Source organism: uncultured Subdoligranulum sp. (assembly GCF_937890665.1).
Map to the genome: position 1 here is coordinate 1 of NZ_CALADU010000060.1, position 14,532 is coordinate 14,532.

At 59.0% G+C, this 14,532-nt stretch carries 13 protein-coding genes; 11 read left to right on the top strand and 2 right to left on the bottom strand.

The genetic code is table 11. From position 1 onward, the window contains the following. Positions 1–801 (bottom strand): ParA family protein (locus Q0526_RS03320; RefSeq protein WP_298730829.1); only part of this gene is annotated, 801 nt, incomplete at its 3' end. A gap of 75 nt (positions 802–876) precedes the next feature. Next, positions 877–1,119: a DNA-binding protein gene (locus tag Q0526_RS03325; protein ID WP_298730831.1), complete on the bottom strand. Its 243-nt coding sequence runs from the start codon at positions 1,117–1,119 to the stop codon at positions 877–879. 708 nt (positions 1,120–1,827) lie between these two features. On the opposite strand from Q0526_RS03325, the gene Q0526_RS03330 reads away from it, so the two are divergent. From Q0526_RS03330 to Q0526_RS03380, 11 genes are all read left to right on the top strand, one after another. Beyond that, positions 1,828–3,354, top strand: coding sequence for a hypothetical protein (locus Q0526_RS03330; protein WP_298730833.1), 1,527 nt, complete (start codon positions 1,828–1,830; stop codon positions 3,352–3,354). 306 nt (positions 3,355–3,660) lie between these two features. Further along, positions 3,661–4,446: an ABC transporter permease gene (locus tag Q0526_RS03335; protein ID WP_298730835.1), complete on the top strand. Its 786-nt coding sequence runs from the start codon at positions 3,661–3,663 to the stop codon at positions 4,444–4,446. Then, on the top strand, positions 4,422–5,213 hold the full coding sequence (locus tag Q0526_RS03340) for an ABC transporter ATP-binding protein (RefSeq protein WP_298730837.1): 792 nt from the start codon (positions 4,422–4,424) through the stop codon (positions 5,211–5,213). The genes Q0526_RS03335 and Q0526_RS03340 overlap by 25 nt, the downstream gene beginning before the upstream one ends. Before the next feature lie 63 nt (positions 5,214–5,276). Further along, positions 5,277–6,353, top strand: a complete 1,077-nt coding sequence (locus tag Q0526_RS03345) for an ABC transporter substrate-binding protein (RefSeq protein ID WP_298730840.1) — start codon at positions 5,277–5,279, stop codon at positions 6,351–6,353. Positions 6,354–6,553: 200 nt separating this feature from the next. Beyond that, a complete protein-coding gene (locus tag Q0526_RS03350; protein WP_298730842.1) occupies positions 6,554–8,080 on the top strand; it encodes a HAMP domain-containing sensor histidine kinase in 1,527 nt (508 codons plus the stop codon). Further along, positions 8,077–8,748, top strand: coding sequence for a response regulator transcription factor (locus Q0526_RS03355; RefSeq protein ID WP_298730844.1), 672 nt, complete (start codon positions 8,077–8,079; stop codon positions 8,746–8,748). The genes Q0526_RS03350 and Q0526_RS03355 overlap by 4 nt, the downstream gene beginning before the upstream one ends. A gap of 71 nt (positions 8,749–8,819) precedes the next feature. Continuing rightward, positions 8,820–9,641, top strand: a complete 822-nt coding sequence (locus Q0526_RS03360; protein WP_298730846.1) for a glucosamine-6-phosphate isomerase — start codon at positions 8,820–8,822, stop codon at positions 9,639–9,641. 13 nt (positions 9,642–9,654) lie between these two features. Next, positions 9,655–10,809, top strand: a complete 1,155-nt coding sequence (gene nagA, locus Q0526_RS03365; protein WP_298730848.1) for an N-acetylglucosamine-6-phosphate deacetylase — start codon at positions 9,655–9,657, stop codon at positions 10,807–10,809. 68 nt (positions 10,810–10,877) lie between these two features. Next, on the top strand, positions 10,878–12,032 hold the full coding sequence (locus Q0526_RS03370; protein WP_298730850.1) for a class II fructose-bisphosphate aldolase: 1,155 nt from the start codon (positions 10,878–10,880) through the stop codon (positions 12,030–12,032). 2 nt (positions 12,033–12,034) lie between these two features. Further along, positions 12,035–12,880: a triose-phosphate isomerase family protein gene (locus Q0526_RS03375; protein ID WP_298730852.1), complete on the top strand. Its 846-nt coding sequence runs from the start codon at positions 12,035–12,037 to the stop codon at positions 12,878–12,880. Positions 12,881–12,913: 33 nt separating this feature from the next. After that, entirely contained in the window at positions 12,914–14,410 is a 1,497-nt protein-coding gene (locus Q0526_RS03380; RefSeq protein ID WP_298730855.1) for a lactate racemase domain-containing protein, read from the top strand. Positions 14,411–14,532: the final 122 nt, after the last annotated feature.

Here is a 14,532-nt window from a genome sequence, read left to right on the forward strand (position 1 = left end):
ATTTTTTTCGCGCTGCTTTTCAAGTTTCAACACCTCCTTCGTCAGATTTTTGTAACCCTCGGCCACTTTGCCGCCGGGATCGTGGGCAAAAATGCTTTTCCCCTCGGCGCTTATTTCTTTGGCTCGGACCGAATGGGGAATTTCGGTGCTGAACACCTTGATTTTGCTGCCGTAGGTTTCCCGCAGTAGAGAGGCAATCTCCTTGGCGAAGTTGGTGCGACTGTCCACCATCGTCAGCAGGATGCCGTCGATCTGGAGCTTGGGATTGATTTGCCGCTTCACCTTGTTTACAGTCTGGAGCAGCTGTTCCAGGCCCTTGGCAGGCAGGTACTCCGCCTGGACGGGGATTATGACCCTGTTAGCGGCTGCCAGCGCATTGACCGTGAGCATCCCCAGGGAAGGCTGGCAGTCGATCAGGATGTGAGAATACTGTCCTTTGAGTGTGTCCAGATACTGCCGCAGGATGGTCTCACGGCTCATGGCGTTCCCCAGGGAAACTTCCATGCCGGAGAGCTGGATGTCGGCAGGCATCAGGTCAACACCTTCCGGGTGGTGTAGAATGCCCTCGCTGGGTTTGAGTGGTTCATCCATCAGGAGGCGCCCCATTGCGTCGGACAAGGTAAAGGGCAGCTTATCCGGCTGGGGGTGTCCCAGACTGACGGTGAGACTTGCTTGGGGGTCTGCATCCACTAACAACACCTTCTTCCCGGCCTGTGCCAGTCCAATGCCTAAGTTGGCGCAGGTGGTTGTTTTGCCGACGCCGCCTTTCTGGTTGGCGATGGCAATGATTTGCGTGTTCATGTTTTGGTATCACCTCCTCAAATTTCAAGTTGGATAAAAAATAGGCGCTCATTTCTGAACGCCCGCAGCTACAGTCTAAACTTGTGCTTTCAGTTGATCTTTGTATTCCGCGTAGTGGTCACTGAGAACATAATCAATGACCCAGGCTTTGGGAATGAGATAGGTGCACCGGATGTAGTAGTGCTTGACGCGATTTTCCCGCATAAGTTTTCTGGCAGTTCCGTCACCGATACCACCCAGCATTTCCCTAAATTGTGAAAGCGTCACCACATCGGGGTACTTACCAAAAAGCTGCTCATAGTGCTTTCTGCTTTTCATTGTATCAGCTCCAATTTGTGTATTGTCAACAACGGATGAAGCTGCTACACTTTCTATTAGTGGGTGTTCTCTGCATGAATCCGCGGGAGAAAAATCCCGTGTACATCCCTCCAGCATCCCTCCAACATCCCTCCGGCACCTAAAATTGGGTATCCAGCTGTTCGTAATCGTGGAGGGCGAGTAAATGCGTGGTTCTTTTGGAGAAAAGCGTCAAAAATGCTGATTTTATAAGGTTTTTTAAGCCTTTTGGCGTGTTGGAAAGCGGCGAAAAAGACTGCTTAGTTCTGGTCCATGCCGTTAGGTTCCGAATGGTTTGGAAAACTCAAAATCCGTTGGTGGTGACACCGTGTGGGTTCGACCCCCACCACCGGCACTAGAAAAGAAGCGAAAGAACGTTGACGTTCTTTCGCTTCTTTTTTTGTTTGCGGGCTTAGAAAAGCCCCGCGGAGCGTGATTGTGGTATACAGGACGCTGGGAGAGAAAGATGGTCCCTGTGTGTACAGGAACAGAAACGGAGGGATGGTGTGGCGACCGTGCGGATGGTGACAACGTAAAAAATGCGGCTCTTGAATTGTAAGATTTGCACAAAAAAGCTGCCCGATTTCTTTAATGTGTTTACAAATAGCAAAAACTGTGCTACATTGAAGCCGATTCGTCGCAAGTTGCAGCAAGAAAGCCGCAGCAGATTATAAAAAATGAGGTGACCCTATGTCGTATGAACATTTGTGGGCCGATATGCACGCAAATCCGCACCACAATCAGGTCGATCAGTTGGAACAGTGGTATCAGCATGCCAAGCAGGTCATGGACTTCTGGCCGATTGCCTATTATCCGTTTGCTATTCGCCGTACCCCCACAGGTGCAGAGTTGGAGGATCTGATCCCGGAAACGGACCTGCGCGCCGACTGGGAAGCCGTGCTGGCGCTGGCCCGCCATGCAGAAGCGGAAGGCTGGCCGTTGTTCCCTGGGTATGAGTGGCAGGGAAATGGCAGTGACGGCGACCATAATGTGTTTTTCCCCACTACGTCAGCACAGATGATCCACCCCATGACGTATGAAGAATTGCGGGACGCGCTTAAGCCGTCCGGGGCCATCGGTATTCCCCATCATGTGGCATATCAGCCGGGAAGCCGCGGCAAGAACTGGGCGACCCATGACCCGGAATTTTCGCCTTTTGCCGAAATATATTCCAGCCATGGCTGTAGCGAAAATGATGACGGTCCTATCGGAATGGAGCGGCACGAGCACATGGGACCCCGCACCAGTGTGACCTGCTATGAGGCGGCGCTGGATCAGGGAATTGAAGTGGGATGCATCGCGTCCGGCGATAACCACGCGGTCCCTGGGGAATGCGACCACGGCATGATGTGCGTACTGGCGGCCAGCCGCAGCCGCGAGGACATTTGGCAGGGGCTGCGGGCGCGCCGGGTATACGGCGTAAGCCGCAGCCGTATGACGATCAATGCCACGTTGGGCGGTGCCGATATCGGCGGCCGGGTGGCACCGGGACCGGCAAAACTGGTTCTGGATCTGACAGCGGCCAATGCTATCGACCGCGTGGAACTGCTTAAGGATAATATTTTGGACACGATGCTGGTACATTCCGGCACTTGGGAGCGCGTGCCGCTGCCTGAACGCTTTGCCTTCAAATTCGAGGTGGAATTTGGCTGGGGACCGGAAACGAGTATCTTCCCGGATGCAGCGAAAAAGCTGTGGCAGGGGCGTCTGGATGTGCCGGGCCGTATTTTGAGTGTAGAAAAACTCTGGAACACCTTCGGCCAGCAGATCATCGATCAGCAGGATCGCAGCTGCGAATTCCAGTTGACCACCCATCGCGGGACCGAAAGCGGAAAATGGATGGGTCCCAGCCAGGTCCGCCGTGAAAGCCTGATCTTTGAGGTGGAAGGAAGCATAGACGATGTGCTGAAACTGACGGTAGATGGGGAAGTGTATGAACTGCCTGTGCGGCAGATCCTGCAGGGAACCCGCATCTATGCACAGTACAGCCAGAGTGAACAGCACATTACCGAAAAATTCGGTCCCACGCCGCATTACCGCGACGATCTCATTTGGCATTGTGCATTCAAGTTCCGGGTGCGCCGTGGCGTACCGGCTTCTGCCTACACGCTGCATCACACGCAGCTCCTTGATTTGGAGCAGGGGAGCCAATACCGCCTGCGCGTTTGGCTCAAAAACGGGGATGCTGCCTGGGTCAGCCCGTTTTTCTGCCGGTAAGGAAAACCGTCCGGAATAGCCTGTAAAAAAGGCTGCTGTTGGCAAAGGCGGCCTGATAAAGCGGCGGAATGTATGTTCTGCCGCTTTTTTGCTTCTTTTTCAAGAAAAAGCGGGCAATGGGCGGGCGTTTTGCTTAGGAAATCATATGGCTTTTTGTGCAGAATCAATAAAAAGCAGGGGGATAAAAGTTCCCCCTTTTACAAAGTGCCGGATTCCATTATACTGGATACAACAAAACGAGGTATCCAAACAGGATCGCGCCGCGGTGGTGCGGTCCCCACAAAGCAAAGAAGGCAGGGTGATTCCGTGAACAAAAAGTCAGGCAGTCTGGCAGCCCGGATCCCGTCGAGGGTCTGGCTGCTGATCTCACTGGTCGCGGCGCTGATCGTCTGGACGATCCTTTCGATCATGCCATTGACCGCAAGAAGTTTCCCCAATTTGATCGTCACCATCCAGCAGATCGGCGTCATGTACGAGCGTGGCGTGCTGTTGACCGATATTGGCAGCAGCTTGATCTCGGTTCTGGCCGGCTATGTGCTGGGCTTCGTCATCGCATTGCCGGTGGCAATCCTGATGGCATGGTATCTGCCGGTGCGCAACATTTTGCGCCCCTGGATCATGTTCATCCGCAACATTCCCCCTCTGGCGTATGTGCCGCTGATCGTTCTGTCCGCCGGCGTTGGCCGCCGTCCCCAGATCATCACGATCACGATCGCCACGTTCCTCATCATGTGCATCACCATTTATCAGGGCGTTGTCAACATTGACGACACGCTGATCCGCGCGGCAAAGGTTCTGGGCGCTAAAGACAAGGATATCTTCATCCGGGTCATCGCCCCGGCCAGCCTGCCCTTCATCATGACGGCGATCCGGCTGGGCGCTTCCACCGCCCTGACCACCCTGATCGCCGCCGAATCCACCGGCGCTATGGCAGGTCTTGGCATGCGTATCGGCGTGTTGAACAGCAACTTCGACACCGATCCCATGCTGCTGTACATTATCATTATCGGCGTTATTGGCCTGATCGTTGAGAAAGTGATCGACTTTGCAGAAAGGAAGCTGACAGGATGGCAGGAGAAGAGAGAAGCGTAAAGGTCAAGATCGACAACGTCAAGATGGTCTTTAATACCCGCAAGGGGGAAATGACCGCTCTGAACGGCGTCAATCTCGACATTCACGAAAATGAATTTATCACCGTCGTGGGCCCTTCCGGCTGCGGTAAGTCCACGCTGCTTAACATCATCGCCGGGTTGCTCACCCCCTCTTCCGGCGAGGTGCTGGTCAATGGCAAGAAGGTCGAAGGTGTTGGCCGGGAACGCGGCGTCGTGTTCCAGCAGTACGCGCTGTTCCCCTGGCTGACCGTCCAGAAGAATGTCTGCTTCGCGCTGGAGATGCGCGGCATCAAGGGCGCGGAAGCAGAAGCGCAGGCCATGAAGTACCTGCAGATGGTCGATCTGGAAAAATTCGCCGATCATTACCCGAAGGAACTTTCCGGCGGTATGAAACAGCGTGTGGCCATTGCCCGTGCCTACGCCGCCGAGCCGGAGATCCTGCTGATGGATGAACCATTCGGTGCGTTGGACGCCCAGACCCGTGCCCAGCTGCAGACCGATCTGCTCAACACTTGGGAGAAAAAGAAGAAAACCTGCTTCTTCATCACCCACGACGTGGAGGAAGCAATCATCCTCGGCCAGCGCTGCGTTATCATGAGCGCCCGCCCCGGCCGCATCAAGAAGATTTTGGACATCGACATTCCGTACCCCCGCACGCAGGAGACCCGCATGAGCCCCCGCTTCAATGAACTGAAGAACGCAATCTGGGGCGAGGTTTATCAGGAATACCTGGAAGTGCGCAAATAATGGTCCCTACGGGCGCCTGACAGGCCCCGTCAAAGTTACATTATCTTATATGGAGGCAAACACATGAAAAAGCTACTTGCAACCCTGATGGCTGCGGCGATGACCTTCAGTCTGGCAGCCTGTGGCTCTACCAGCAGTTCTGCTGCGCCGGAAAGCACGTCGTCGGAAGCTACGTCCAGCTCCGCTGCCACTTCGGAGGAAGCGGCGGACAGCACCGCCAGCGCCGAGCGCATTACCATGAACGTGGCATATATGCCCAACTATTCCAGCCTGGTTGAGGTCGTTGCGGCTGACAAGATGGGCTACTTTGACGAAGAAGGAATTGACGTCAACCTGGTCCAGTTCCAGGATGGCCCCACAATCATCGCCGCTATGGAAAATGGTTCCATTGATGTAGGCTATATCGGCTCCGGTGCCCATAAGCTGTGCATCAACGGCCAGGCCAAGATCTTCTGCTTCGCCCATGTGGGCAACGGTGACCGTGTTATGGCCCTGAAGAGCCACGGCATCGAGACCGCCGCCGATCTGGCCGGCAAGACCATCGGCTATTCTGCCGGTACCTCCAGCGAGGCGATTCTGCAAAAGACTCTGGCTTCCGCCGATCTGACCCTGCAAGATGTGAACGCGATGGAGATGGATGCTTCCGGCATCGTCAGCGCCATGATCTCCGGCTCTCTGGACGCCTGCGCTCTGTGGAGCCCCAGCACCCTGGCCGTTCAGGAAGAACTGGGCGAGGATGTGATCGAACTGGCCGACAACCTGAGCTTTGCTGATAGCTCCGCTTCTGTTTCCAGCTGGATCTGCATGTCCGAATATGCTGACCAGAACTACGACAACCTGCTCCGCTTCACCCGTGCTTTGTACAAGGCGAAGGACTACCGCGCCGATCCCGCCAACGCGGAACAGATCAGCCAGTGGATCGCTGAGGAATGCGGCCTGGATTACGACACCGTTTACGCGCAGCGCGGCGACGCTGAATGGCTGACCAGCCAGGAGATGATGGACCAGATCAACGACGGCACCATTGAAGGCCTGTACAAGTCCCAGCAGGACGGCTTCATCGCCAGCGGCGAAGTGGAAGCGGAAGTTCCTGTCAGCGACTACGTCATGTTCGACCTGATGAAAGAGGCCGCGGCGTAAAAATAGCTGCTTCGGCAGCACGATCATCTGAACCGTGACAAAACGGGGCACAAAATCGTTTTGTGCCCCGTTTTGCCGCGCAGAGGAGGGAAAATTGGAATAATTTCATAAAAAACCTCCCCGAAGCCGGAATTTTATGGTATAATGCGATCGGTAACCAAATGGAAAACGGCCGCGGGACGGGAAAGGGGAGATCAGGAATGCCGCTGTTTGTCGCCGCCTGCCTGCTGGCTGTTTCAGCAGCGCTGGCGGTGCTGGTGGAGGATCGCCGTAAAAAGAGATATCTGCTGCTCTGCGGATTGTCGGCCAGCTTGCTGGTTTACCTCTGGTTCATGCTGACTTACATCGCCAAGAAGGGCGGCATTGCGGAACCCCTCAGCACGGTGCTTTTTGTTACGCCGGGCATCCGGCGATGGCTGCAGTATTCCGTGCTGACGCTGCAGCAGCTTGGCTACGGCGTAGCCGTGGGGCGCTTCCTGTTCCCGTTCCTTTTCCTGCTGACGGCGCTGGAATATTCCAGCAGCCCGCGCGCCTTCTGGCTGCGGCGCCACAGCTGGATGTTGGCAATCCTGCCGGCGGTGGCGCTGGTGTTGTACTTTCCCCCGGTATTCCAGCGCTTTGCCGATCAGGAAGCCACCCAGCGCGTGGCAATCTGGGGGTCCCTGCTCTGGATCGTCGCCTATCTGCTGGCCGGCGGCTGGCTGCTGATATCGGAACCTTCCCGCACCCGCATCCGTTATATCCGCAATTCCGTGGCGGTGCGCTGCGTGTTGCTGTGCAGTATTGCGGCGCTGTACGCCATCTACTGCCCCCAGGACCCTGCGCAGATCTATCTGTTCTACCGGGAAGACTATATGTTCTCCCTGGGGATCTGGTACATGAACCCCTACCTCTCGCCGGTGACGTATCTTGTTATCGTGGCGATCAATCTGGTTTCGCTGCTGCTGGGGACGCTGTCCATGATCAGCATGGCGCGCATCGAGTGGAGCGAGACCCAGGACGATATCCGCCTGCAAAACAAATACGATACCGTCCGCATGGGCGGCGGCGTGTTCCTGCACGGCATCAAAAACCAACTGCTGGCAAACCGGGTGCTCTGCCGCCGTCTGAGCGAGGAACTGGCGTCCCCGACGCCCGACCTGCAAAAGGCGCAGGCGCTGGCCCGCCAGATGACCGATACCAACGACGGCCTGCTGGAGCATGTGGGCGACCTGTACAACAGCCTGAAATCCAACGCTATCTCCATGCGGGAATGCCCGGTGGAAACGCTGGTGCAGGGGGCCGTGGGCGCATTGCAGAAAAAGTACCCGGCGGCCCGGGTGGAAGTCGAACTGCCGTCCGGTCTGGTGGTGCTGGCCGATGAGGCCCACATGCAGGCCGCGCTGGCCAACCTGCTGATCAACGGCTGGGAGGCCACCGTTGCGGCGGGGCGCGACGAACCGCTGCGGCTGTTCTGCTACGAGAAGCCCACCCAGATCGGCATCTGCGTGCAGGACCGGGGCGCGGGCATCGGGAAGTACGAACTCAAAAAGATCTTTGAACCGTTCTATTCCAGCAAAAATTCCAATTCCAACTGGGGCATGGGACTGTACTATGTGCGCATGATCGTGAAAAAGCACATGGGGTCCCTGAAGGTGGACAGCGAGTACGGCAAAGGCTCGGCCTTTTACATCCTGCTGCCCAAGCTGCTGCCGGAACGGGGCAAAAGGGGGAAAACATCTGTATGAATATCCGCATCCTGGTGGCGGAGGACAACGACATCCTGCGGGAGGACCTCTGCCAGCAGCTCAACGCCCAGCCGGATTTTACCGTCGCGGGGGAAGCCGCCACCGGCGCCCGCGCGGTGGAACTGGCGCTGGCGGAGGAGTTCGATGTGATCCTGCTGGACATCGAGATGGAGACCATCCAGGCGGGCATCGACGCCGCGGCCTGCATCCACCCCCAAAAGCCCCAGGCCCAGATCATCTACCTGACCGCGCACGACAATGACGATATGATCCTGACCGCCATGGCCACCGGCGCGGTGGACTACTTTGTCAAAGGCAGCGACAACGAGCTGCTTTTCCGCCATATCCGCATGGCGTACGCCGGTACGCCGATTATGAGCGCCCATACCCAGGAGATCATGCTGCGGGAGTATTCCCGCCTGCGCCGCAACGAGACCAGCCTGCTGTACTTTGTCAATACGCTGGCTTCCCTCACGCCCACCGAGCGGGAGCTGATCCGCTACCTGCTGCAGGGGCTGAACGCCCGCCAGATCAGCGAGATCCGGGTCGTTGGGCTGGACACAGTCAAAGGCCAGATCCACCGTATTCGGGAAAAGTTCGGCTGTACCCGAACGCGGGAGATCGTGACCCATATCCGGGACCTGGGGCTGGAACATCTGTTCCGGTGATCCCCGGCCCCGCCACATCCGCAGTTTACCGTTCCATATCCATTCAATTTCAGAAGGGAGTTGCATCAATCATGGATAAAGCATACTATCACATCTCGGAAGAAGCACTGGGCGAGGGCGCCAAGACCCCGCTGGTCAAGATGAAAAGCTCGGAGGAAGTGTTCCGTGCGATGGCGGATAAAATGGCGGACTGCATCCTTGCCAACAACGCCGCCGGCCGGCACACGGCTTTCATCTGCCCGGTGGGCCCGGTGGGGCAGTACCCCTTCTTTGTGGAGCGGGTCAACAAGGAGCGCATCAGCCTGAAGAACGTCTGGTTCTTCAATATGGACGAGTATCTGGAAGACGATGACCATTACATCGACATTAACAGCCCGCTGTCCTTCCGCGGTTTCATGAACCGTGTGGTCTATTCCCAGATCGACCCGGAACTGGTCATGCCGGAATCCCAGCGCGTGTTCCCGGACCCCGCCGACCCCGCCCGCATCGACAAAATGATCGAGGACCTGGGCGGTGTGGATATCGCTTTCGGCGGCATCGGCATCACGGGGCACCTGGCCTTCAATGAACCCCAGCCGGAACTGAGCTGCGAGGCGTTCGCCGCGCTGCCCACCCGCACGCTGGACATCCATCCCGAGACCCGCGCCACCAACTCGGTGGGCGACCTGGGCGGCGCGCTGGAGTGCATGCCCAAACGCTGCGTCACCATCGGCATGAAGCAGATCCTCGGCGCGCGGGAAGTCTGCCTGGGCGTGTTCCGTGACTGGCACCGCGCGGTGGTGCGCCGGGCTGCCTACGGCGACCAGACGGCGGAATTCCCCGCCACGCTGGCCCAGAACCATCCCCATGCCTGCATCTATGTCAACGACGTAGCGGCCAAGCAGCCGTACTAAGGGGGTGGGCAGTATGGCGGATGTTCTGTTTCGGAATGCCCGTGTCTACCGGGACCATGCCTTTGAAGCTGCGGACGTTCTGGTCTGCGGCGGCGTGATCGACGGCGTAGGTCCCCATCTGGCCGCCCCCGCGGGCTGCCCGGTGGTGGACCTGCACGGTATGGTGCTGGCCCCCGGCTTTATCGACCTGCACACCCATGGCGGTGACGGCATCGACGTCAACGCCGCTACGGCGGAGGACCTGGCCCGCATCGGCGCGTTCTTTGCCCGCCACGGCACCACCGGCTGGCAGTGCAGCATCCTTACCGATACCGAGGAACAGACCCTCTGGTGCATCGACCAGGCCAAGCAGGCCATGGCCGCGCCGGTCAGCGGCGCGCGGCTGCTGGGCATCCATCTGGAAGGGCCGTTCCTCTCGGTGGAGTACAAGGGCGCCATGCCCGAAAGCCTGCTGCGCAAGGGCGACGCCGCGCTGTTCCGCCGCTATCAGCAGGCGGCCGGCGGCGCGATCCATTACATCACCGTTTCGCCCGAGGTGGAAGGCGTCAATGAGATGATCGCCGACATCGCCGGGGAAGTCACCGTTGCCATCGGCCATTCCGGCGCGGACTATGACACCGCCTGCCAGGCCATCGCCAACGGCGCCAAAGTCTGTACCCACACCTTCAACGCGATGGGGCTGTTCCACCAGCACCGCCCGGGCATGATGGGCGCCGTGCTGGAACATGACATCTACTGCGAAGCCATCTGCGACGGCCGCCACCTGCACCCCGGCAGCGTGCGTATGCTGCTGGCCTGCAAGGGCTGGGACAAGGTCGTTGCCATCACCGACAGCATCCAGGCGGCGGGCCTGCCGGACGGTCACTACAAGCTGGGCGTCAACGATGTGGTCGTGGTGGACGGCGACGCCAAACTGGCCAGCAACGGCGTGCGCGCGGGCAGCACCCTCTCGCAGGATACGGCGCTGCGCAACATCATGTCCTTCACCGGCCATCCCGCCGAGGACGTGCTGCCGCTGCTGACTGAAAACCCGGCCCGGCTGATGGGCATTTTTGACCGTAAAGGCAGCATCGAAGCCGGCAAGGACGCCGACCTGGTGGTGCTGGATGACGCCTGGCAGGTGCGTCGCACCGTCGTGGGCGGCGAAACGGTGTTCCAGGCCGAATAAGTTCGGTTGACGGAACGGGAATTTCGTGATACACTCGTGTTTACAGAGAAATAGAAAGGGGATACTCTATGCTGGTACCTATGCGCGCGATCCTGGAAGCGGCGGACAAACACCGCTACGGCCAGGGAGCTTTCAACATGAACAGCGTCGGGCAGGTGGAGGCCGCCGTCCGCATCCATGAACTGCTGGACTCGCCGGCTATCCTGCAGGGGGCCGAAGCCTCCAACGCCTATCTGGGCGGCGCGGCCGACTTTATGAACGGCAGCATCGAGAACAAGCAGAAGGGCGCCAAAGTCCTGGGCGACGCCGTCAAACAGTACGGCGGCAGCAGCCCCATCCCGGTGGCGCTGCATCTGGACCACGGCAAATCGCTGGAGAGCGTCAAGGCCTGCATCGCGGGCGGCTACACCAGCGTCATGATCGACGGCAGCAGCCTGCCCTATGAGGACAACGTGGAACTGACCCGTGAGGTGGTCAAGTACGCCCACCCCTACGGCGTGACGGTCGAAGGCGAGCTCGGCGTGCTGGCAGGCGTGGAGGACCATGTGTTCAGCGCCACTTCCACCTACACCAACCCGATGCAGGCTGTGGACTTCTTCAAAAAGACCGGCTGCGACGCGCTGGCCATCAGCTACGGCACCTGCCACGGCCCCAACAAGGGCAAGGATACCCGCATCCGGCGCGAGATCGCCATCGCCACCAAGGAGTGCATGCTGCATGAGGGCATCCAGGGCTATCTGGTGAGTCACGGTTCTTCCACGGTGCCCCAGGAGTATGTGCAGTCCATCAACGCCCTGGGCGGCCAACTGGTGGACGCCTTCGGCATTGAGGTCGCCCAGTTGGTGGATGTTGCCCGCTGTGGCATCAACAAAATCAATGTGGACACCGACATCCGCATGGCCTGCACCCGGAACATCCTGCAGCTGTTCCACGATGAGCCTGCTTTGAAAGAAAGCCCGGCGCTGGCGCAGTTCTACCGTGACCTGACGGCCAACCCGAAGAACGTGGACCCGCGCAACTACTGCAACAGCATCATGGATACCATCGTCAAGGGCGAGATCCCCAACGAGGAAGTGGGCAAGATCGTCCAGTGCATGAAGGACGGCGTGGTGGCGGCCATCGCCCCGCTGCTGGTCCAGTTCGGCAGCTTCCGCAAGAGCCAGTATGTCGAGATGGTCACCTGTGAGCAGATGGCGGAACGCTACAAGAAAGAAGGCATCTGAATATGAAACACATCTTCCTGAACCTCAAGCGGTTCGACGTGCCGGTAGAATACGGCGGCGTCAACCGTCTGGCGGCCCCGGCCGATTGGGGCCGCGCCATCGTGGAGGGCACCCAGGCCGGGCTGACCCGCTATGACCCGTCGGAAGTGGAATTCGTCATGTACCTGCCGGAAGCCCATATCCCGGCGGCCGTGGCGGCCAAAGCCCCCGGCAGCCCGGTGCAGATCGGCTGCCAGGGCGTCTACCGGGACGATACCGCCCCCGGCGGCAACTTCGGCGCTTTCACCACCAACCGTCCGGCGTCCGCCGCCAAGGCCCTGGGCTGTGAAAGCGTGCTCATCGGCCACTGTGAGGAGCGCAACGACAAAATGGGTATCCTGGCGGCCGCAGGCATCACCGGGCAGGAAGCGTCCCGCATCGTCAGCGGCATTCTGAACCAGGAGATCAAGGCGGCGGTGGCCCGCGGCCTGACCGTGCTGTACTGCATCGGGGAAAAGAGCGAAGAACAGGACGCCTGGCAGCAGGTGCTGGGGGACCAGCTCTCCATCGGGCTTAAAGATGTGGACAAGAGCAAGGTCACCATCGCCTACGAACCCATCTGGTCCATCGGCCCCGGCAAGACCCCGGCCGACAAACCCTATATCACCAAGATCGCAAAGTTTGTCAAGGAGCAGACCGGCGGCATGGACGTAGTCTACGGCGGCGGCCTCAAGACCGACAACGCGGCCATGCTGGCCTCCATCCCCGAGATCGACGGCGGCCTGATCGCCCTGACCCGCTTTGCGGGCGAGATCGGGTTCTACCCGGAGGAATATCTGGACATCATCCGCCTTTACATGGGCAAGTAAAGCAGCCGCAGGGCTGAGAAAAGGAGCCAACCAATGAAGCATTTTGAATTTGAGTACGGCGCGGGGACCATGGGCGCCGACCTGCCGGATTACACCGACGAATTTATTCCCGGCGTCACGGTGCCCGACCCGGCCTACATCCCGGAGGACCAGCTCAAAGCCGCCTATCGGCAGAGCCTGGACCACCCCATCGGCATGCCCACGGTCAAGGAACTGGCGCACAAGGGCAGCAAGGTCGTCTTTGTGGTGCCCGACCGCGTCAAGGGCGGCGAACAGCCCACCAGCCACCGCAAGCTGTCCATCAAGTACATTCTGCAGGACCTCTACAGCGTGGGCGTGGAGAAGAAGGACATCCTGTTCATCATCTCCAACGGCCTGCACCCGCGTTCCACCGACAAGGACGCCCTGGCGATCTTCGGACCCGAACTGTACAACGAGTTCTGGCACACCGGCCAGATCATCAGCCATGACTCCGAGGACCCGGACAACATGGTGGACCTGGGCTTCACCAAGCGCGGCGACCCGGTGTGGATGAACCGCATGGTCTATGAAGCCGACCTGCCCATCCTGATCGGCCATGTGAACGGCAACCCCTACGGCGGTTACTCCGGCGGCTACAAGCACAGCGCCACCGGCATCACCAACTGGAAGAGCATCGCCAGCCACCATGTGCCGTCGGTCATGCACCGGCCGGACTTCACCCCCGTGAACAACGGCAGCCTGATGCGCGACAAATTCAACGAGATCTCCATGCACATGGAAGAGAAGATGGGCCATCCCTTCTTCTGCTGCGACGCGGTGCTGGACTCCAAGAGCCGCCAGATCGCCATTTTCTCCGGCTACGCCAAAGAGATGATGCCCGAAAGCTGGAAGGTGGCCGACAAGCGCACCTATGTGCATTGGGCCGAGAAGAAGTATGACGTGCTGGTGTTCGGTATGCCCCAGAAGTTCCACTACGGCGACGGCATGGGCACCAACCCCATCATGATGATGCAGGCGCTGTCCGCGCAGGTGCTGCGCTTCAAGCGCGTCATGAGCGACCACTGCGTCATCATCTGCTCCTCGCTGTGCAACGGCTTCTTCAACGACAAGAAGTGGCCCTACCTGCGGGAGTGCTACGAATGGTTCCAGCATGACCAGATGAACACCCTGCCCGATATGAACCGCCTGGGCGAGTACTTTGCCACCAACGAGGAGTACATCCGCAAGTACCGCTTCACCAATGCGTTCCATCCGTTCCACGGTTTCAGCATGATGAGCTGCGGTCATATCGCCGAGATGAACACCAGCGCCATCTACATCGTGGGCGCCGAGGAACCGGGCTATGCCCGCGGCATGGGCCTCAAGACCCGCGCCACCTTCGAGGAGGCGCTGGATGACGCCATGAAGAAGTATGTGGGCGACCACCCGAACATTCTGGCGCTGCCCCTGACCTTCAAGACCACCAGCGTACACCTGTGCATGAAGGACCCCAACCAGGACTGCATGGATGAGTACGGCCACCGCCATGGCGGCTGCGGCTGCTGCTGATCCCCGCATGCTGGGCTGAACATTTCCCATAACGATCCCCCGGCAGCCGGAAGTTCCGGCTGCCGGGGGATCTTCGTTTTGTTAGCTTTAGCGCAAAGACAACCCCCGGCTCTGCCGGGGAG

Bases quoted from the DNA above. Each gene is read 5' to 3' on its own strand.
- Q0526_RS03355 (WP_298730844.1), top strand. From the start codon at position 8,077: ATGAATATCCGCATCCTGGTGGCGGAGGACAACGACATCCTGCGGGAG.
- Q0526_RS03350 (WP_298730842.1), top strand. From the start codon at position 6,554: ATGCCGCTGTTTGTCGCCGCCTGCCTGCTGGCTGTTTCAGCAGCGCTG.
- Q0526_RS03330 (WP_298730833.1), top strand. From the start codon at position 1,828: ATGTCGTATGAACATTTGTGGGCCGATATGCACGCAAATCCGCACCAC.
- Q0526_RS03345 (WP_298730840.1), top strand. From the start codon at position 5,277: ATGAAAAAGCTACTTGCAACCCTGATGGCTGCGGCGATGACCTTCAGT.
- Q0526_RS03360 (WP_298730846.1), top strand. From the start codon at position 8,820: ATGGATAAAGCATACTATCACATCTCGGAAGAAGCACTGGGCGAGGGC.
- Q0526_RS03375 (WP_298730852.1), top strand. From the start codon at position 12,035: ATGAAACACATCTTCCTGAACCTCAAGCGGTTCGACGTGCCGGTAGAA.
- Q0526_RS03325 (WP_298730831.1), bottom strand. From the start codon at position 1,119: ATGAAAAGCAGAAAGCACTATGAGCAGCTTTTTGGTAAGTACCCCGAT.
- Q0526_RS03340 (WP_298730837.1), top strand. From the start codon at position 4,422: ATGGCAGGAGAAGAGAGAAGCGTAAAGGTCAAGATCGACAACGTCAAG.
- Q0526_RS03370 (WP_298730850.1), top strand. From the start codon at position 10,878: ATGCTGGTACCTATGCGCGCGATCCTGGAAGCGGCGGACAAACACCGC.
- nagA (WP_298730848.1), top strand. From the start codon at position 9,655: ATGGCGGATGTTCTGTTTCGGAATGCCCGTGTCTACCGGGACCATGCC.
- Q0526_RS03380 (WP_298730855.1), top strand. From the start codon at position 12,914: ATGAAGCATTTTGAATTTGAGTACGGCGCGGGGACCATGGGCGCCGAC.